Annotated in this window: 15 protein-coding genes and 1 pseudogene; 9 read left to right on the top strand and 7 right to left on the bottom strand. The window is 58.5% G+C overall.

The window, feature by feature from the left end; all coding sequences use genetic code 11:
- Positions 1-185 precede the first annotated feature (185 nt).
- From AB4048_RS27045 to AB4048_RS27035, 3 genes are all read right to left on the bottom strand, one after another.
- Positions 186-1,259 (bottom strand): glycosyltransferase, encoded by a 1,074-nt coding sequence (locus AB4048_RS27045; RefSeq protein ID WP_442205064.1) that lies wholly within the window; start codon positions 1,257-1,259, stop codon positions 186-188.
- A gap of 274 nt (positions 1,260-1,533) precedes the next feature.
- Positions 1,534-2,478 carry a DUF6492 family protein gene (locus AB4048_RS27040; RefSeq protein WP_442205063.1) on the bottom strand — a complete coding sequence of 315 codons (945 nt, stop codon included), beginning with the start codon at positions 2,476-2,478 and terminating at the stop codon, positions 1,534-1,536.
- A complete protein-coding gene (locus tag AB4048_RS27035) occupies positions 2,465-3,778 on the bottom strand; it encodes an O-antigen ligase domain-containing protein (protein ID WP_442205062.1) in 1,314 nt (437 codons plus the stop codon). Before AB4048_RS27035 ends, AB4048_RS27040 begins: the two co-directional genes overlap by 14 nt.
- 690 nt (positions 3,779-4,468) lie before the next feature.
- Between AB4048_RS27035 and AB4048_RS27030 the strand changes: the two genes are divergently transcribed.
- On the top strand, positions 4,469-5,665 hold the full coding sequence (locus AB4048_RS27030; protein WP_442205061.1) for a hypothetical protein: 1,197 nt from the start codon (positions 4,469-4,471) through the stop codon (positions 5,663-5,665).
- Between the two features lie 15 nt (positions 5,666-5,680).
- On the opposite strand, the gene AB4048_RS27025 is transcribed toward AB4048_RS27030, so the two are convergent.
- From AB4048_RS27025 to AB4048_RS27010, 4 genes are all read right to left on the bottom strand, one after another.
- The gene (locus AB4048_RS27025) at positions 5,681-6,253 is read right to left on the bottom strand and encodes a GMC family oxidoreductase (RefSeq protein WP_442205060.1); all 573 of its coding nucleotides are present in this window, start codon (positions 6,251-6,253) and stop codon (positions 5,681-5,683) included.
- Positions 6,254-6,373: 120 nt separating this feature from the next.
- Positions 6,374-6,670 (bottom strand): hypothetical protein, encoded by a 297-nt coding sequence (locus AB4048_RS27020; RefSeq protein WP_442205059.1) that lies wholly within the window; start codon positions 6,668-6,670, stop codon positions 6,374-6,376.
- 54 nt (positions 6,671-6,724) lie between these two features.
- On the bottom strand, positions 6,725-7,198 hold the full coding sequence (locus tag AB4048_RS27015) for a hypothetical protein (RefSeq protein WP_442205058.1): 474 nt from the start codon (positions 7,196-7,198) through the stop codon (positions 6,725-6,727).
- 165 nt (positions 7,199-7,363) lie between these two features.
- Positions 7,364-7,987: a helix-turn-helix transcriptional regulator gene (locus AB4048_RS27010; RefSeq protein ID WP_442205057.1), complete on the bottom strand. Its 624-nt coding sequence runs from the start codon at positions 7,985-7,987 to the stop codon at positions 7,364-7,366.
- 584 nt (positions 7,988-8,571) lie between these two features.
- Between AB4048_RS27010 and AB4048_RS27005 the strand changes: the two genes are divergently transcribed.
- The 8 genes and pseudogenes from AB4048_RS27005 to AB4048_RS26970 form a co-directional block, all read left to right on the top strand.
- A complete protein-coding gene (locus AB4048_RS27005; RefSeq protein ID WP_442205056.1) occupies positions 8,572-9,078 on the top strand; it encodes an acyltransferase in 507 nt (168 codons plus the stop codon).
- Positions 9,075-10,112: a Gfo/Idh/MocA family protein gene (locus AB4048_RS27000; RefSeq protein WP_442205055.1), complete on the top strand. Its 1,038-nt coding sequence runs from the start codon at positions 9,075-9,077 to the stop codon at positions 10,110-10,112. The genes AB4048_RS27005 and AB4048_RS27000 overlap by 4 nt, the downstream gene beginning before the upstream one ends.
- Complete coding sequence (locus tag AB4048_RS26995; RefSeq protein WP_442205054.1) at positions 10,109-11,215, top strand: DegT/DnrJ/EryC1/StrS family aminotransferase; 1,107 nt, start codon at positions 10,109-10,111, stop codon at positions 11,213-11,215. The genes AB4048_RS27000 and AB4048_RS26995 overlap by 4 nt, the downstream gene beginning before the upstream one ends.
- Entirely contained in the window at positions 11,205-11,912 is a 708-nt protein-coding gene (locus AB4048_RS26990) for an acyltransferase (RefSeq protein WP_442205053.1), read from the top strand. The genes AB4048_RS26995 and AB4048_RS26990 overlap by 11 nt, the downstream gene beginning before the upstream one ends.
- Before the next feature lie 8 nt (positions 11,913-11,920).
- Complete coding sequence (locus tag AB4048_RS26985; protein WP_442205052.1) at positions 11,921-12,895, top strand: NAD-dependent epimerase/dehydratase family protein; 975 nt, start codon at positions 11,921-11,923, stop codon at positions 12,893-12,895.
- Entirely contained in the window at positions 12,892-14,088 is a 1,197-nt protein-coding gene (locus AB4048_RS26980; RefSeq protein WP_442205051.1) for a DegT/DnrJ/EryC1/StrS family aminotransferase, read from the top strand. Before AB4048_RS26985 ends, AB4048_RS26980 begins: the two co-directional genes overlap by 4 nt.
- A gap of 191 nt (positions 14,089-14,279) precedes the next feature.
- Positions 14,280-15,311: a UDP-glucose 4-epimerase GalE gene (gene galE, locus AB4048_RS26975; RefSeq protein ID WP_442205050.1), complete on the top strand. Its 1,032-nt coding sequence runs from the start codon at positions 14,280-14,282 to the stop codon at positions 15,309-15,311.
- 207 nt (positions 15,312-15,518) lie between these two features.
- A pseudogene (locus AB4048_RS26970) lies at positions 15,519-20,453 on the top strand (N,N-dimethylformamidase beta subunit family domain-containing protein); the annotation flags it as partial.
- Positions 20,454-20,594: the final 141 nt, after the last annotated feature.

The raw sequence follows: 20,594 nt of genomic DNA, 5'->3' as shown, positions 1-20,594 counted from the left end.
CCGCGCCAGCCGCCGAAGACGTTCTCCGTCAAAATCTTCACGTAACGAAATCCCTGATCGCATCGTAAACCTCCGGTTTGCGCCAGAGATTCAGATTCACCGCGTTTTGGGAAGGCCAAAGAGTCGAGGTCAGCGAGGCGGCGTATAAGATATCAGTAAGGCCGCAGTGTGACACCAGCCAGCTCTCACGGCATTTCTTCCAGAAATTCAGCGTAGATCTGTGTGACCTCTTCTCTCTCACGCTGTAGCGAATACTCAGACTGCACGAAGCAGGCGGCTTTTTTCCCGCGCTCCTGGCACCAGCCCGGTTGGGCGTTCTCCATAGTCATTGCATACTCTAGAGCGCGTGCAAATCCGACAATGTCTCCCGTCTCGACAGCAACGCTGAAATCGGGGTTGTAGAGCTCCCTCCCGCCGAATCCGTGATAGCCAACGACGTAGTTTCCGCACGCCATCGCTTCAGCGGGCGGGAGTCCAAATCCTTCTTGGTAGGCGAGAGCTAGAAAGATTTTTGTCGTCCGCAACTGCGCGGCAACCTCCGCTTCGCTCATACTGTCTAGGGGGACGATCTCCCAGCCAACTAAAGCACCACGCCCCCGCAGCAACTCGAAGACCTGATGCGCGTCCTCGGGCATTCTCCGTGGCATAAATGCAATGCGGTTCGCACGAGGACCATCCACGGGATGGAACACATCAGAATCGATGGCAACGTGCACGCGCGAGATTTCGCTATCGCCAAAGGCGTAGCGCAGCATTTCCTGACTATGATTGGAAACGGTTACGACGCCCAATAATCCGCTGTCGCGTGAATAATGTCGTGCAACGGTATGCGTTCTCCCCCGCCATGTGAGGTGCACGCCCTGATTGAATAAGACATAATTGATGGAATGAGCGAGACGGTCTAGCACCTCCACACATATTTCCGGGACGACGAGAATATCCCCGGTCCGAACTCGAGTATTTCCTGCGTAGGCGACACGCGTATTATTGTTAAACCAAGTACACCGAAATCCCCGGCGCTGATGCAAAACAAACGCGTCAATACCAGCAGAGTTAAGGATATCTACGTGCCGATAAATTACTTTAATACCACCGGACGGCTTATGGTAGTCGGGGGTCAGAAAATAAATTATCGGCTTGATGGTTCGCTCTGGTATACTTTCGACACGCATACGCGCCTGCCAATTATTCTTGGCCGCCGAAATCCGCCGCAATATTCCCACTAAATTCGCCGACAATCCCATCGCATCTTTGTTCATCACATGCTCGCATCGCCATTTACCGCTTAAACCTAAGGGAGGCGCCTGCGAGCGGCAATACGGTCAAACGTTGCACCGACTACATCCAATGTCGGCGCAAAGCTTCGTAAAGCAGCCACGAGCCTCGCTGCGCGCAATAGTAGTGCCGACCAAGGTCTCGCATTCACATCGCCGACGCTGACAAGGCTTTCCGCCGCTGTCGTCGCCGCAACTGACAAGCTCCGTTGACGGAAAATCGTCAATCGTTCGTCTCTGGAAAGTACATTCTCGAGTATCACCCTGGTGACGGAATAGAGGTATGTATAACTTCCATCGCTGCAAGCGCACGTCTGCGCGCCTCAAGAGGAGTTCTGGACTTTGCTGAGATCATGACTGCGATATCGCTGGGCGATGCTTGTGACATGAACGCCTCAATGGCGCGCTCATCGAAAGGGGTTTCGTCCCAATAGTTTACACACAACATCGTCTTCTCAGAATAGGGCGCCCCTCCTAGAACCTCATCGACATAGACGCCATAAAGTATGCCTTCGGAAAAATGCAACTGAGCGGCGATTGCCGATTGCCACTGCATGCCTGTCATTTCTTCGACGCGCCGCAGCATTGAGCGCACCACTTCGGGGTCCCAGGCCATCGGCCAACAAATGTAATCATGGAGGGGGAGTTGATCGGAGGGCGGCAATCCTAGCAGCTTCCGCGCAACACGGTGCCAGAGAATATGTCTTTGCATCCCACTGTGGACCGCATTGGCTGCACGATAGAACCGCGTTTGGCCATTTCGATAAAATGTACTGACTGAAAAGGGGCGTATGAACACCATGTCCGAATCGACCAAAAGCGCCACACTCGCCTTCGACCGAGCGGCAGCCTCCAACTTGATCACCTGCTGCGTGATCCAACCCCTGATCGGAGGAAACGGCCGCCGCAGATTTATCCAAATGTTTCCGGGGACAGGGATGAAGGATTTAGGCAGATACCCGCTGGCTACGCGCACGTCGCCAACTCCCGTAAATGCTTCCAAATCGACCGCTGGAACGATGATAGTATGATTTAGGCTAGGAGGTCCATATTTTTGAAGCGACCGGTTCAGCTCCTGACACAGCTCAAGATCTGGCCGATAGCTTGGCGTAATGACTGACAACGATGGCACTTCATTCTTCCTTTCCAGCAAGGGGCCCGACGCCATATCTTGATTTGACTGCCGCCTGCTAAGATTTTCCATCACGCAAGGAACCTAGGTAGGCATCGGAGGCCTTCGATCGTCTAGAGCGCACCACTTGTTTGGTACCACCTGCAGGGCTAAAGCCTTGCTCTGCAGGTGGCCCGCTTGCCAAAGCATCAAACCGCCACGCGGCAGACGGCGCGGACGCTCTTCCTACTCTTGTAACGTGGGGCATGGCCGGTATTTCGGCGTCTAAAACCCAGAGGCCGCTTCCCAGAAACAATATGACGAGAACGTAGGTACCGTCCCAGTAATAAACAGTCATCCCGACCAAACACCAATTTACGACAGTGATAATATACGCCGCGCGGTATTCGCTCTCTCTCTTACCGAGGCCTCGCTTTAAACCGACTGGCACAACGCAACAGGTCACCGCAGCACACAACAACGCCGCAGCGGGAAGCCCGTGCATCACAGCGAAAGCAAGCCATAAATTGTCGATGCTCGCGGGCATCCACAGCGGCCTGTCCCACCGCCCCATTCCTGTTCCGAGCAGAGAATGATTGAGGACAGACTCCCAAGCGTATTGAAAAATGAGGCCCCGTGACCAATAGGACATTGGATCAAAGGTTAGTTTGCCAATCACGAATTCATTCAACGAACGGCCCGAGATCCAAAACACCAACTGCGCGCAAGAGTATACAGAGATGGTGATGACACCGAGCAGCTTAGCGCCCATCGCATCGGCTAGTCGCTTCCAACCAAGCAACAGAAACTGAACTGCGAGACCGAGAATAGGGCCGGCTGAAAGCGAAAGCGCCGCGGTAAACGCAACGACACCCGCCTTGCACCACGTGGCAAAAAAGGGTCGTTGGAAACCTACGACGAGAACACTTAGAGCAAACCCGGAACTACAAAATAAGCCAAACAATATAGAGTGGTCGAAAGGTCCCTGAACTCTCACCAATCCTCCGCGAAATTCCAACGCGATGTCATGATAAGTAGGAAGCAGGACGCCAAATACTCGTAAAGTTACCCTGGTTCCGGTCATGGTTTCCAGAAGAGCAAATGGCAACATCGCCAAAATGACGAAGAAAAAGATTTTGGCCATTGCTTGAAAGTCGTCAGCGTTACGAATGCAACAGCGTGCAAGGAAGTACGCACCAAGCGTTTCCACAAACGATATCACCACAGGTTGCAGCGCAACCGCCCCGTCGACAACGAGAAACGATATAGCTCGCCAACAACAAAATAAGATGACCGCAAGATCAGCGACCCTGACTCTTCCCGCGCGGCCTGTCACCCAAAGGCCAATACATGGCAGGATGGTGGCGCACAGTATCAAGCGATAGATGGACATTCGCGCTGAACCAATGGGAAATACCCAAGGAACTGCAAGAGAGACGATAAAGAAAGCTACGATCCATCGGTGCCATGCAAGCTTTGCCTGGAACCGTCCCTGAACCGATCGTCTCTCTACGCGACCTTTGGCCCCTGCCGCTGAAGGCGAAAATCTCTGGGGAGCAACCGCCCCAGTGCGAGAGGGATTGGTGCGGGCAAACTGTTGCGAGTAGCGGGTCGTCCGCGTCATGACACCGACCGCCCCTCCGGTTGTGCGGTGCTAAATGCGCGCCGTTGGATGATTTGAACTCTCGACCGCGCAATCAATCTTGGCACAAGTTTCTTCTCACCCTTGCAAGTATATCTGCGGTTTGGCTCGGATGGCTGTGGCCGAACGAGGGAAACCAGCTTGTCGGAACACCCGCCAGTCATGAGAATTTCATTGCCTCGTGCGTTTATAAGCTTTCAGAAATTAATAAACTCAAATGGGCTTTGCAGCCACCGGTCCTTTCGAGGTAGAGACGTACTTCTTATTTTGAATACATAGACTTACCACTCCCTATCCTCCACTTTCGGGGCGAGAGTGCGCGACCAGAGATCCAATATTTGGCGCGCTAGATCGCTTCACCGCCGGCCATCACTTCCTTCCCAATTTGAAGGTTCGGGGACGCTTTGGCCGCACCACTGTCTTGAGGCAAGGATGAACAGGATGCACCGCCGCAATTTTTTTCTCGCTGCAATGGGATTGCCCTTTGCAGTCGCGCTTGGAAGGAAGTGGATCAGACCCGGTCTTGCTGAGACAATACGGCCGACATCTCCTAGCCCACTTTTCTTTGTCAAAGGGGTCTACCAACAGCCCGCTGACAAAATGGCAATCTGGAAAGCTCGCGGCGTCAACACGATCTTTACGGTGAACGGTGGCGGCGACGTCGGGGTGTGGACAGACGAGGCGATCCGACAGGACCTCTATATGGTCCGGGAGCCGCGCGGGATCGACTATACAGGCCAGAAGCCGAGCCTCTTGGTGGTGGATCGAGCAGCGTTTGAGAAAGATGTAGGCGAACCTCGATTGCTGGCGTTTGCGCTCATCGACGAACCTTCAAACCTGAAGCCCGGAGGAACGGGCATCACTTACGAAGGCGTAACCTGGCGACCGGGCGAAATCGACGCAATCGCGCGTGATTGGTCTCTTGGAAAAAAGCCGCTTTGGATCAATCACGTGGGCAATCACGTCAACAACAAATATCTCGAAAAAATTATGTCTGACTATGCAGACAGCTCCTTCATCGATTGGTTAAGTCACGACTGCTACCCCATCGCCGACGGCGGCGACCTGCTACTCGACCTCGACGGCTATACTTCCTCACAGCAGGGACATGCCATCGACAGATTGTCTCGTTGGAGCGGCGGCAAACCGCAATTTTCAATCATCGGATTGACCCAATTTGACAACGCTCATGGACGGCAGACAACCCCATCGGAATTCCGTGCGCAGGCTTGGTCCTCAGTCATTCACGGAGCAATCGGCGTCATCTACTTTACGTTCATGTTTCGGCCGGAGTTTTCCTACGACGCTACACCGCCAGAGCTTGTGAGTGAGCTGGAGAGATTTAATTCCGATATCGATGCGATCGAGCATATCCTGGTAGACACCCTCAAGGGCGGACGGCGACCTTTTTCAGTCTTGAAGTCTTTGAGGGAACCAGATGACACTCCAGGCTCCGGCTTGCCTTTCCCCTTCGAGGCCTGCGCCATACGCACCGACGAAGGCGAATATAAAATCATCCAAAATCTTTCGAACGAACGCGCCCAGCTAACCTACGAACCGTGGGGCCTTTTCCAAATAGGTTTCGATCCTTACCAATGCCGGAGAGGGTATTCCGCTGCGGAGCTGAGCATAGGGTGAGATCCAACATTCTCATCAAGACGCCGCACGATTTCCCGCCAGATGATGCGCCAGCCTCAAGGAGAGGGCGACCACGGTAAGCGTCGGATTTGCCTGGCTCGAGGTCGGGAAGGTGGAAGAGCCGGCGATGTAGGCATTGGTCAGGTCGAAGACGCGAAGGTCGCCGTCGACCACGCCCTCGACGGAATTGCGTCCCATGCGCGTAAGCCCGATCTGATGCGTTCCATGTCGGGCCTGCAGCAATATCTTGTCGGCAAATTCCTCATCCGTTCTTGGGGCATCCAAATGTCCGAGCGAATTGTCGATCAGCCAGTTGCCGAGGAGCCGGTGCGCCTTGACGAGGCCGAGAGCGTCGTCCGCTTTGAACTTGAGATCGATCGACAGGCGCGGGAGGCCGTAGTCGTCCACCTGGTTGCCGAGGCGCACGACGCTGTCGTCGTGCGGAAAGTGCTCCGCATGATACTGAAGGGAATAACGGTGATTTGGTGTGTTGACATACAACCCGGGGCGCTTGTTGCGCGCCAGGTAGCGGTTAAAGGCAAACTCGGGGATGACGCCCAGGTGCCAAGGTCGCCGTGCGATGTTCATCAGATGGGGAAGAACCGGTGCGTCGTCCGCGGCATGCAGCTCCCGGATAGCCTGAGGCGCGAGCCGGCGTCCAATGACCGGAGCTTTGAGCGCAAGATAGGCGGCCGATAGTAGAGCGTTCTAGTGCTCCGGATTCGAGATCTTCGGGATCACAGGCCAAAAGGCCACATTCGAAATGCGGCCATCGGCAAGGGTGCCGTGCGACGGTGTCATTCTTCGCCGAAAATACTGGCCCGTTTCCATTTGTTTGAAATCAAAGGTCGATTCCACCTTTGAGGAGCGGAATTCTATGGCAGCGACTTTTCCGTTGACGTGCCCCATATAAAACTTTCCGAGCGCCCCTTCGTCACCGCCGAACAAAGCCGGGGACCTGCGGCGGATGCTCAAGAGCAGTCGCGTCGTCTCCAGGCCGCCCATGGCAAACGCCACCACTGCGACCGGAATGTTGACGACTGAACCGTCGGGCTTGCGTCAAATCAACTCGCTCACACGACTGCCGTCGATGGTAAAGTCGACGACGGTGTGGTGCAACAGAAAGCCGATGTCGGGCGATTGATGCAACTGCTTCGCCAAGGATTTGGCCAGGTTTGGTTGCCGGCAGTAGCGCTCGACGTTTGTCACCTCAAACCGGGGATCAGGGAATATCTCCGCCTGAACGGTCTCATCTCCACAATCGAGGAACTTCGCTGCAGGAGCGTAGAACGGCGATACCTCCTCGAATGCGATCGGCCATCCCGGAGATATCCCGCGCGGTCCGAAATCGATCGGATCATAGGGCACGCATCGTCCGCTCCACAGGTTGCTCGTTCCGCCAAGCTGTCGAGATACACAGTCCCGCACGTCGTCATGAATAAGTCGGTCTGGAATTTCCGCTGTTGAAAGTTCCTGATCTCGGGCTCGTCTTTTGATGCCCCCGGACTCGATGACCAATGCGCGCTTTTTCAACTTGCTGAGCTCGACAGCAAGAGCAAGGCCGGGCCAGATCCAACGACACATACATCGAATGGGAATGAACCAAGGCTTTCAAGAATCATCGACTGGCCCTTTTCTTAGGCTTTTCTGACGTCATGCAAAACACAAGGGAGCGAGCTATTGGCTGATCTTGCGTTCTCAGTCAGGATTGGCAGGCGTGCCGCAGATCTTATAGGCGACCTGGGTCCGGTTCGTTGCGCCGAGCTTTTTCATAATGCTTCTGATATGCACCTTCACTGTGCTTTCGGAGAGATCGAGTTCCAGCGCTATGTCCTTGTTTGCCTTACCGCGACGAAGCGCGTCTGCGACGGCCGCCTGGCGTTCGGTTAATGTGGGATGTACCCCAACCTCCGTGTTGACAGCGGTATCGAATACTTTTCGCATGTTCATGACGCTGCTGGCCGGTATGAATTTGCCGCCGGCGATTGCCAGCGCGATCGCCTCGATGCAGACCTCGATACCGACCGAGCTCGGGATGAAGCCGCGCACGCCGAGTGCGATGATCCGCAGGACGCTGGAGAGATCCTGGTTTTCCGACAGCACAACGACAGCAGCCGGCGCAACCGCTGAAACAAGCTCTTCGATTTCGGTTTCCAAGCGGCCACCATCGGCGGTGCTACCACCACCATTGAAAAGGACGGCACGAGGCACTCCGAGGTCCGCTTGCGCTGCCTGCAGGGCGGTCAAATCCTCGAATGGCACAACGCGCATGCCGATACGGTGAACGTTCAGCGCGCGCGTCAGGCATTCGCGCTCGAGCATGCGCCGGTCCACAAGGGCAACATAGTCAGCGCTCCCATACTTCTGCTTTGGGGACGCAAATGCTCGGCGGCCGGGCACTGTCCTGGTCGCCACGTTTGACGGGATAATTTTGTTGTTGTCGCTTCCTTCACTCATGGCCCCGCCCCAGCATCGTTCGTTCATTTTCCGGGCTGTCACCCCTTTTGCGACGGAGAGATAAAACCACAGTCGCCTCAATCCATCGACAACAACGTCAAGTTATTTAGAGAGCGCATAAATAGACATATCCCAATAAAGTCTCCTGCATCCGCAAAAAGCTGTAGATGTAATGTCTAGTTTTTCACTTCCTTTGTTTTTCAATGAATTTTTTCCCGTAATTCTGGAATTCTTCGATTGAAGATATGCTTCACATCCAACTTTTGTTAATTTCATACGCCTTTAGACGCATGAATACCGATTTTTGTTTCCTTTACTCGAATATTGAAACGCGTTCTTTTGAATTCGGGAAGAAATTGATCAGCGGTCTCTGATCGAACGGGACGTTCTTGCGCAGTCAGATTGCTTCCCGCAACTGCGACGACCAAGCAAACAGGGAACTTCGTGGCATGATTGCTTCCAGCGTCCAATTGGGTGACGGCGTCGTCATTCATCATCCGGATCTCGTTAATCTCTACGGATGCTCCATCGGTGCGGGGACACGCATCGGAACCTTCGTGGAAATTCAGAAGGGCGCCGCCATCGCCGAAAATTGCAAGATCTCCAGTCACTCGTTCATTTGCGAGGGCGTGGAGATCGAAGAAGGCGTCTTCATCGGCCACGGCGTCATGTTCACGAATGATCTCCATCCACGCGCGGTCAATCTCGATGGCGGGCTTCAAACGGATGCCGACTGGTCGCTCGTTCCGACGCTCGTTAAACGCCGCGCCTCCATCGGCAGCAACGCCACGATCGTCGCCGGGGTGACGATTGGGGAGGGTGCGCAGGTCGGCGCCGGCGCAGTGGTTACCAAGGACGTGCCCGCATACGCAGTCGTTGCCGGAGTGCCGGCCAGGATAATTGGTCGCGCCGCGGACGCGCCGGTTGAGGTTCTATCGTCTGGAGGAACGCGATGATTGGCGTCGCTGTAATCGGTTATGGTTATTGGGGGCCGAACCTGGTCCGCAACTTCGTCGAAACACCTGACGCACGTCTGATCTACGTGTGCGACCTCAGGATGGAGCGATTGGCGGCTGTCCAGTCTCGCTATCCGGCGGTTGAGATCACCGACGATATTGAGAAGGTCCTCAGCGACCCGCGCGTCGACGCGATCGCGATCGCCACGCCCGTTTCCGCCCACTACATGCTCGCTATGAAGGCGTTGATGGCGGGCAAGCACGTGTTCGTCGAAAAGCCGATGGCGTCCACCTCGGAAGAGGCGCGCCGCATGGTCGACGAGGCCGCGCGCCGGGGGCTGGTGCTCGCTGTCGACCACACCTTTATCCATACCGGCGCTGTCCGGAAGATGCGCGAGCTCGTCGAAACCGGGCTTGGCGAAATGTACTACTACGATTCAGTTCGAGTGAACCTTGGCCTCTTCCAACACGACGTTAGCGTGATCTGGGATCTTGCCGTGCATGACCTGTCGATCATGGACTACGTGTTGCGCGAGAAGCCGGTGGCGGTCTCGGCAACTGGCATGAGCCACGTGGCCGGCGAACCGGCAAACATCGCCTACCTCAACCTCTTCTTCGACAGCAAGCTGATCGCCCACATCCATGTGAACTGGCTTGCCCCGGTCAAGGTGCGTCGCACGCTGGTCGGCGGCAGCAGCAAGATGATCGTCTACGACGATCTCGAGCCCAGCGAGAAGATCAAGGTCTACGACAAGGGCATCACGCTGAACGGGAACCCACAGAAGAACGGCGAGAAAATACATCAGATGCTCGTGGGATACCGTACCGGCGACATGTATGCGCCCCAGCTCGATATGACCGAGGCCTTGGGCAGCGAACTGCGCCAGTTCACCGACTGCATCATAAACGGAGGTACGCCGACGGCGGATGGCCACGCGGGCCTGCGGGTCGTGCGCATTCTTGAAGCGGCGACGGAATCCCTTGCCCAGCGCGGACGGGTTATCGAGTTAGAGCAAAAGAGGCTGATTGCATGATCCCCTTCCTAGACCTGAAGGCACAATATGCATCGATAAAGACCGAGATCGACGCCGCGGTGTTGGGCGTCCTTGCCTCGGCACAATACGTACTCGGCGATGAAGTCGCGGCGCTGGAACGGGAGTTCGCCGACTATTGCGGCGCAAAGCACGCGATTGCCGTCAATACCGGGACGAGCGCCCTGCATCTCGCTTTGCTGGCCGCCGGCGTTGGTCCGGGCGATGAGGTCGTTACCGTGCCGTTTACGTTTGTCGCGACCGCCTCGGCGATTTGCTACACGGGGGCAACCCCGGTGTTCGTGGACGTCGAGCCGGTCACATTGACCATGGACGCGGCAAAGCTTGAGGCCGCGATTACACCTCGCACCAAGGCAATCGTGCCGGTCCATCTCTACGGCCAGATGGCCAATATGGACGCCATCAAGGCAATCGCCGACCGGCACGGCGTGGCCGTCATCGAGGATGCTTGCCAAGCGCATGGCGCGGAATACAAGAGGCATCGTGCCGGAAGCATCGGCGTGTCGGGCTGCTTCAGCTTCTATCCCGGCAAGAACCTCGGCGCCTGCGGCGAGGGCGGCATCGTCGTCACCAGCGACGATGAGCATGCCAAGGCGATCCGCATGTTGCGCGACTGGGGCCAGGAACAGCGCTATCACCATGCCCTCAAGGGGTTCAATTACCGGATGGATGGCATCCAGGGCGCAATCCTTCGCGTGAAACTGCGATATCTCGAAGACTGGACGGAAGCACGGCGAGCACATGCGCGTCGCTACTCATCGCTGCTTGCCGAGGCTGCGAACCTTGAGACGCCGGTCGAAGCGGCCAACCGCCGTCACGTCTATCACGTCTATGCCGTGCGGTCCCGGGACCGCGATGGCCTGCAGCGCGCCTTGCAGGCGGAAGGCATCCAGTCGGGCCTGCACTATCCTATTCCGGTGCACCTGCAGAAGGCACATGCCGATCTCGGCTATCTGCCAGGAGATTTCCCGCAGTCGGAGGCTGCCGCGCGCGAGATGCTTTCGCTCCCGATATATCCGGAGCTGACGGCAAGGCAGGTCGAACAGGTGGCTGCTGCGCTGAGGCAAGACGCATATGTCGATTGAACGCATCGGAAATGGCCGCATCGTGCAGGCAATGCACGGCCGGCAGGCAAGGGCAGTAGATCCCGCCTATCAGCTTGAGTTAGCCGAGGAGCTGAAGCGCTCATACGGGACGAGCGGCCTCATCGAGCTTTACGGCCGCTTTGCAACCGGCGACGGATTTGTCGATGCGATGATGCGGAGGACGATTTGGCAAGCCTTCGCGCGCAGCTGCGGGTCTGGCCTGCAGGTGGGAAGCGGAGCTGGCTTCAAACATCCGGAGACGTTCGAGATCGGCAATGGCGTCTTCATCGGGGCCCAGGCTTATATCCAGGGCCGTTACGATGGGACGTGCGTCATCGGAGATAACGTCTGGATCGGGCCGCAAGCCTATTTCGATGCGCGCAATCTGATCCTGGAGGATTTCGTCGGCTGGGGGCCGGGTGCCAAAGTCCTCGGGTCGAGCCACACCGCGCTGCCGACGAACATACCGATCGTCAGCACCGATCTGGAAATCAAACCGGTTCGGGTGGGCGCATGGGCTGACATCGGCACCAATGCGACGATTCTTCCCGGAGTGACCATCGGAAAGGGTGCGATCGTCGGAGCGGGAGCGGTTGTCGCTTCCGATGTCGAACCATTTTCGGTCGTTGCAGGTGTCCCCGCAAAATTCCTGCGCTGGCGCACAGATCAGGATTCGTCCTCGTCGGCAGAGAGATAGGGCTAGCTATGAAAGACAAAAAAATTCTGATCACTGGCGGCGCGGGCTTGATTGGCTCGCATATCGCTGACCTCGTGGCACTGGAAAAACCTCGGGAAATCATCATTCTCGACAATTTCGTTCGCGGGCGCCGCGAAAATCTTCGTCAGGCGGCAAACACATGCCCCCTTCGGATCGTTGAAGGAGACATCAGAGACCGTTCGCTGCTGGCAAATGTCATCCAGGGCGTCGACGTGGTGTTTCATCAGGCGGCCATTCGCATCACACAGTGTGCCGAAGAGCCGAGACTTGCCTTCGATGTGCTGGCAGGCGGCACGTTCGATGTTCTCGAAGCCGCGGTGAAAGCAGGCGTGCCGAAGGTAGTCGCCGCGTCGTCGGCATCCGTACTGGGGCTTGCCGATCACTTCCCCACGACCGAGGATCATCACCCCTACAACAACCGCACGATCTACGGCGCGGCAAAAGCGTTCAACGAGGGTCTGCTGCGCAGTTTCGCGGACATGTATGACCTGCACTACGTCGCGCTGCGCTATTTCAACGTCTACGGCCCCCGTATGGATGTCTATGGCGCCTATACCGAGGTACTCATTCGTTGGATGGAGAAGATAGCGGCCGGGCAGCAGCCGATCATCTACGGGGACGGAAGTCAGACAATGGACTTCGTCCACGTCCACGACATCGCCCGCGCCAACTTGCTGGCTGCAAAATCAGACGTTACGGACGAAGTGTTCAATGTCGCAAGCGGCACCGAGACGAGCCTGCGCGAACTGGCGCAGCTCTTGAGCCGCGTGATGGGAAGTTCGCTCGAACCGCAGCACGAGGAAGCGCGGAAGGTGAACGCCGTCACCCGCCGGCTTGCCGATACCACGAAGGCAGAGCGCCTCCTGGGTTTCAAGGCAGATATCACTATGGAGGACGGGCTTCGCGATCTTGTCGCCTGGTGGCAGCAGGAGAGAGCTGAATCGGGGGGGAAAGCGGCATGACGCATTCAACGCCTATGATCCCGGTGGCAAAGCCCGTTCTCGACGAACGGGAAGTGGAGGCGGTCCGCCGCGTGGTCCTTTCCGGCTGGGTTACCCAGGGTCCGGAGGTCGCGGCCTTTGAAAACGAATTCGCCGCTTTCGTCGACGCGCCTCATGCTTGCGCCGTTTCGAACTGTACGACTGCGCTGCATTTGGCGCTCAAAGCCGTCGGCGTCGGACCTGGAGATGAGGTGATCACGGTCAGCCACTCCTTTATAGCGACCGCAAACGCCATTCAGTATTGCGGGGGCGTTCCCGTCTTCATTGACATCGAGGCGGGTGGCTATAACATCGACGCTGACCTTATCGAGACCGCAATCACGCCGCAGACCAAGGCGATCCTGTGCGTCCATCAGCTCGGCATGCCCTGCGATCTCAAGCGCATCGTTGAAATAGGCAAGCGCCATGCGATCCCCGTAATCGAGGATGCGGCTTGCGCGACGGGCAGCGAAATCCTCTGGGACGGCAGATGGGAGAAGATCGGCAAGCCGCACGGCGACATCGCATGTTTTTCGTTCCACCCCCGCAAGGTCGTCACGACAGGCGACGGAGGCATGCTGACGACCGCCAATGCCGAGTACGACCGCAAATTCCGGCTGTGGCGGCAGCATGGCATGAGCGTGCCTGACACGGTGCGGCATGGCTCGAAAGAGGTCATCTTCGAAGGCTACCCCGAAATCGGCTACAACTACCGTATGACGGATCTGCAGGCGGCGATCGGCAGGGAACAGCTGAAACGGCTTCCCGATCTGATTTCGCGGCGGCGAAAGCTGGCGAGACAATACAGCGAACACCTTGATGCCATGGGACTGGAAGCGCCTTCCGAACCTGAATGGGCACGTTCCAATTGGCAGAGCTATTGCGTCGAATTGCCTGCTTCATTCGACCAGAGGACAACGATGCAAGCTTTGCTCAACGCCGGCGTCTCGACCAGGCGAGGCGTGATGAACACGCACCTCGAAGAGGCTTATATGGGCAAGGGTCTGCATCGGGCCGCGACGAGCCTCGTTCGAAGCGAGGTGGCTCAACGCTCGACTTTGATCCTGCCGCTGTTCGCGCAAATGACTGACGCCGATCTGTCGTTCGTAGTCTCCGCCCTCCGCGATATCTTTGCACCTGCCGCAAGGAGCGCGAAGGAGCTGGTGAGCAGCTAATCCCTTCAAAGTTGTTCGGGGGTCCCAGGGCGCTCGTCGTGGGCTGCTTGCGCCGAATCGCGTTACGGACACGTCGGATTGGCGCAAGGTTGCGCGGATCTAATCGCCCCTGTGGCGAAGCGCACGACTTCTGCGAACAGAGGTTCAAACCCAAGGTAGCGACGCCGACCCGAACAGTAGCGGAGTGGGTTGTGAGCGTCCTTTTGACAGGCGGCGTCGGCTATATCGGCAGCCATACGGCGGCGGTGCTTGCTGAGGCGGGCCATCAAGTCGTCATCCTTGACAACCTGCGTAATAGCAGTGCCGGCGTGGTCGATCGCTTGCAGGCGATCGTCGGCAGGCGGCCGGCCTTCGTCAGAGGAGACATTCGCGACACGTCGCTTGTGACGAGGACACTCCGCGAGCATCGCGTGGAGGCCGTCATTCACCTTGCTGGCCTGAAAGCCGTCGCAGAATCGATCGCGGTACCCCTCGAATACTACAGCAACAACGTTCAAGGCACGCTGAGCGTGCTTGATGCGATGAACGCCGCTGGCGTATTCAAGCTCGTCTTCAGTTCGAGCGCGACCGTCTATGGCGATCCCGAATACCTGCCGATTGATGAGGAGCACCGGAAGGAAGCGATCAATCCTTACGGCAGAAGCAAACTCCACATAGAGGGCATGCTCTTCGATCTCGCCCGATCAAGCAATCGCTGGTCGATCGCGTGCCTGCGCTATTTCAACCCCGTGGGAACCCACGAAAGCGGCCTGATCGGCGAGAGCCCGCTCGGCGTTCCAACCAATTTGATGCCTTACATCGCGCAGGTCGCCGGTGGCAAACTTCCCTATCTCAGCGTGTTCGGAAGCGACTACGACACGCCTGATGGAACCGGTATTCGCGATTTCATCCACGTCATGGACCTAGCCGAGGGACACCTTGCGGCGCTGAATTTCCTGAAGAAGGAGCGCGGCATGCACGCCTTCAATCTCGGCACGGGGCGGGGATACAGCGTGCTGGAAATGATCCGCGCATTCGAAACGGCAAGCAACGCTCGCGTCAACTATCGATTTCATCCTCGCCGCCCGGGCGATGTCGCCGCCAGCTATGCCAATCCCGACAAGGCAGCGGAAGTCCTTCATTGGCAGGCGACGCGATCGCTCGAAGATATGTGCACCACCCTGTGGCACTGGCAGCGTCGGCTGACCGAGGAAGGAACTGCCGAGCTTGCTTGGGCGCGGTGAACTTAGCCGTGCTCTCACGACGTCTTTGTCTATCACTCCCCTCGTCACGCGCAGGCGGCTGCAATACGTCAAAAAGGATAATCGCCTGATTCAGTTCGATCGAAATGGCTAGAATATATTCCCCTCCATTTCGAATATAATTCAGAATCCGCGCATTGAACGACCCTAATAAATTTGAGCTTGGCAATTTTGCGAGAGGGGCATGCCATGTATCGCAACGCTCACCGGTGGGCTTCCCGCTCAGCACTCGTGGATCTCTTGGTTCCCAGATGGTTGGCCGTCGGCGGAAAGGCGAAAGCCCGCAAGGCGACCGATGGGAGCGAGGATGGTTCTCAGGTCGCTGCTTCCGCACAAACGACCGATGCGAACCGGTACGGCACCCTTGTTGACACGCCCGAAAAAAACTCTGCGCTCACTGAGCACGATAGTGGGCAGGCAGGGGAACTGAGCTGCGACACCGACGATCAGGTCAACATCGACCATGCAAGGCGGTCTTTGAACGACGGCCTCACAGCGAACGGGTTGATGGGAATTCGAAGCGGTAGTTCGGCCGCGCCATTGCTGTTTGCCAGTGCGCCGGGCGTTGCATCTTTCGCGCGAGACGCGAAAGGAGTTGCATTCGGGGCCGTATCGTCACTCCATGGCGCCCATTTTGGAACTGGCGCCATAGGCGGCGATCCTTTGGCCCCGTTCCTGGCGCGAAGCCCGGTTCAGGCAGGGTCTGGCTCGACAGCGACGACTGAACCCTCCGCTTCGGGCAAGGTCGTCATCCTGGAGTCGACGCCGTCAACGCAGGCGTCCGCCAATGTCGCCGGATCCCATTCGCTGATGGCGTTTGGCATGCCCTTTGGGGTCTGCGGCTGCGGTTACTTTACCGCCCCCACGCGGATTCTCGATTGGGCCCAAGGCGGCAATATGCTTCAGCGGGACGGTCAACTTCCCGGGATCAGGCTGCGCGAGGGACCGGACTATGTGCCGAGCCTCACGGTCTCGTTTGGCGCCTCGGTCAGCGATCCGCTGCTGGATCGCAACTTGTCAACGCTCTCGGGATGGAAGCGGACAGATCAAGCGGCCACGAACGGATCACTGCCAGGGGGCGGAGAGAGCGGCACGGGAACGACTGGCTCCAAGGGCATCGGCATCCTTTCCGGCTCGGTCACCGCACCGGTGAGCACGAAGCAGACATCAACGCAGAGCAAGACTGCGGTGCAGAGCCTGGCGGCGGCAGCGGCGGTCATCAACCCGATCGTGCTGGAAAACCAGAAGCAGGGTAATCCTGAAAGCGAGTGGGGCATCGACGGTGCGGGCAGCTCCAACATCGAGGGATTCGCGACCGACATCAGCGTCGACAACGGCAAGACGATCAGTTTCAAGATCAATACCAACTCCAACAACTATCGAATCGATATTTACCGGCTGGGCTATTATGGCGGCATGGGTGCGCGCAAGGTCGCCACGATGCAGCACACAGGAGTTCAGACGCAGCCCAATCCGTTGCGCGATGCCACGACGGGCGCGGTGGATGCCGGCAACTGGGCGGTCTCGGCGTCGTGGACCGTACCGGATGATGCCGTCTCCGGTGTTTATATCGCCAAGCTCGTGCGTCAGGATGGCACCTTCGGCGAGAACCAAATCCCGTTCATCGTGCGCGATGACGACAGCCATAGCGACATCGTATTCCAGACCGCAGACGAGACCTGGCAGGCGTATAACGGTTGGGGTGGCGCAAACTTCTATGGCGGCAACGGCCCGGCGACTGGGCAGGGTGCCGGTCGCTCCTATGCAGTCAGCTACAACAGACCGATCGCGACCCGCGGCGGGGTTGGCACCTACGCCGGTCCTCAAGACTATCTGTTCGGCGCCGAGTATGCGGGCATCTACTGGTTGGAACAGAACGGCTACGATGTTTCGTACATGTCAGGTGTCGACGTCGACCGCTATGGTAGCCTGCTGCTCAACCACAAGACCTATGTTGACGCAGGGCACGACGAATACTGGTCCGGGCAACAGAGGACGAACGTGGAAGCCGCGCGCGACGCGGGCGTTAACCTCGAGTTTTGGAGCGGTAACGAAGTTTATTGGCGCACTCGTTGGGGCAACAGCTTCAGCAGCGATGCCACCCCCTATCGCACCCTTATCTCCTACAAGGAGACATGGGGCCCATCTGGCACCAGCATAGACCCAACCAACCAATGGACAGGCACCTTCCGCGATCCGCGCCTCAGCCCACCCGCCATCGGCGGCGGAAACCCGGAAAACTCGCTGACCGGCCAGCTGTTTAGCGTCGACGACGTACAAGGTAATCTTCAGGCGATCACAATTCCCTATGATGACGCCAACCTGCGCTTCTGGCGCAACACGAGCGTTGCCAATCTCCAACCCGGCCAGACCGCCACGCTCACCAAGAACTATCTTGGTTATGAGTGGGACGATTCCCCTGATAATGGATTTGACCCGGCTGGCCTCGTAAAGCTGTCGTCGACGACGCTTCCGGTGAGCAGTTACCTGCTCGACTATGGAAACACGACGGGCAATGGCGTTTCGACCCACAGTCTGACGCTCTACCGCGCGCCGAGTGGTGCGCTGGTGTTTGGAGCGGGTACTGTCTATTGGACCTGGGGCCTGAGCGACAATCACGACAAGGAAGTCACACCGGCCGATCCCCGCGTGCAGCAGGCGATGGTCAACTTGTTTGCCGAGATGGGCATACAGCCTGGGACGCTGCAATCCGGGCTGATCGCCGGGACGGCTTCGACCGACCATATTGCCCCCACTTCCGTCTTCACGGTGCCCGCAACGACAGCCGTTGGACTCACTGTTACGATTACAGGTACTGCCGTCGACACGGGCGGCGGAGTCATCGCCGGCGTCGAAGTTTCGACCGACAGCGGGGCGAGCTGGCATCCAGCGACAGGCGATGAGAACTGGACTTACACTTGGGCACCTCAGATCGCGGGGACCTTCACCGTCCTCTCTCGCGCCGTGGACGACAGCATCAACCTCGAAACACCCTCGGCAGGACGCACGGTCACCGTCAGCGGGCCGACCTTTACTTCCCTCTTTCCAGGCGCCACGCCAGCGGTCGTTAACACCAACGATAATGCAGCCGTCGAGCTCGGAGTCCGCTTCCAGACTTCTGTGGCTGGCACCGTCAGCGGCATTCGTTTTTACAAAGGCAGCGAGGATTCGAGCACTCACACCGGTTCACTATGGTCGAGCACGGGTACGAAGCTTGCGACGCTGACATTCACGAACGAAACTGCCAGCGGCTGGCAGACGGCGTCGACCGCGCCCAACACGACGCCGACGGCAGTTGCCGACGCGGGTGATGCGACCGAGAAGGGCGGCGTCGCCAACGGCTCCGGCGGCGCGGTCGCCAGCGGCAACGTCCTCACCAACGATACCGATCCGGATGTCGGCGACACCAAGACCGTCACGGCGGTCGGCTTCGGGGCGACGGCCGGCACGCTCGGCACCGCCCTCAACGGCACCTATGGCASTCTCGTGCTCGCTGCATCGGGCGCCTATACCTACGCCATCAACGAGAACAATGCCGCCGTGCAGGCGCTGCGGCTGTCGACCAACACGGTCAGCGATGTCTTCAGCTACACCATGCGCGACACCACAGGTGCCACCTCGACGACAAACCTTACGGTCACCATCCACGGCGCCAACGACGCGCCGGTGCTGGCAGTGCAGACCGCCGCCCAGAATGCCACCCTCGGCACGGCCTTTTCGTTTGTGCTGCCGACCACGACCTTCACCGATGTCGACAGCAGCGAGACGCTCGCCTACACGGCAACCGCCGCCGACGGCACGTCTCTTTCCGCCGGCTGGCTGAGCTTTGACGCCGCGACGCGGGCCTTTAGCGGCACGCCGACGACAGGCGGCACATACGGCGTCAAGGTGACGGCGACCGACCTCGGCGGCCTCGCCGTCAGCGAGACCTTCAACATTGCCGTGACGATACCGGGCAACACGACGCCGACGGCGGTTGCCGACGCGGGCGATGCGACCGAGAAGGGCGGCATCGCCAACGGCTCCGGCGGCGCGGCCGCCAGCGGCAACGTCCTCACCAACGACACCGATCCGGATGCCAATGACACCAAGACGGTCACGGCGGTCGGCTTCGGCGCGGCGAGCGGCACGCTCGGCACGGCGCTCAACGGTACTTACGGCAGTCTCGTGCTCGATGCATCAGGCGCCTATACCTATGCCATCAACGAGAACAATGCCGCCGTACAGGCGCTGCGGCTGTCGACCAACACGGTGAGCGATGTCTTCAGCTACACCATGCGCGACACCGCCGGCGCTACTGCCACGGCAAACCTCACCGTCACCATCCATGGCGCCAACGACGCGCCGGTGCTGGCAGTGCAGACCGCCACCCAGAACGCCACCGTCGGCACGGCCTTTTCGTTTGTGCTGCCGACTACGACCTTCACCGATGTCGACAGCAGCGACACGCTGACCTACGCGGCAACCGCCGCCGACGGCACGGCGCTTCCGGCCGGGCTGACCTTCAACGCCACGACGCGGACCTTCGGCGGCACGCCGACGACTGCTGGCACATACGCCGTCAAGGTGACGGCGACCGATCTCGGCAGCCTCTCGGCCAACGAGACCTTTAACATCGCGGTGGCGGCAGCCCCCACGACCTACAGCCTGTTCAGCGCCTCCAACACTCCGGCCCAGACCAACCTCAACGATGGTCAGCAACTCGAGGTCGGCCTCAAGTTCCAGTCGAACGTCGCCGGCACCATTACGGGCATCAAGTTCTACCGCAGCGCCAACGACACCGGACAGAACGTTGTCGACCTGTGGAGCTCCACAGGCACCAAGCTCGCCAGCGCCACCTTCTCCAATACCACGGCGAGTGGCTGGCAAACCGTGAACTTTGCAACGCCGGTCACGATCGCTGCCAACACCACCTATGTCGCGTCGTACCACACCACCGGCGCCTACGTAGCGACCAACAATTTCTATACCAGCGCCGTAACGAGCGGCCCACTGACAGCGCCTGCCAGCGGCAACGGCGTCTACCGCTACGGCGGATCCGCCACCGCAGGTATTTTCCCGAATGCCACCTTCGGCGCTGCCAACTATTGGGCCGATGTGGTTTTCCGGCCGGCATCGACCGCGCCCAACACGACGCCGACGGCAGTTGCCGACGCGGGTGATGCGACCGAGAAGGGCGGCGTCGCCAACGGCTCCGGCGGCGCGGTCGCCAGCGGCAACGTCCTCACCAACGATACCGATCCGGATGTCGGCGACACCAAGACC

Origin of the sequence: Rhizobium sp. RAF56 (genome assembly GCF_052113965.1) — a bacterium.
Taxonomy (GTDB): Bacteria; Pseudomonadota; Alphaproteobacteria; order Rhizobiales; family Rhizobiaceae; genus Rhizobium.
Note: the sequence above shows the minus strand (reverse complement) of the source record. Positions and strands in the feature narration are given on the sequence as shown.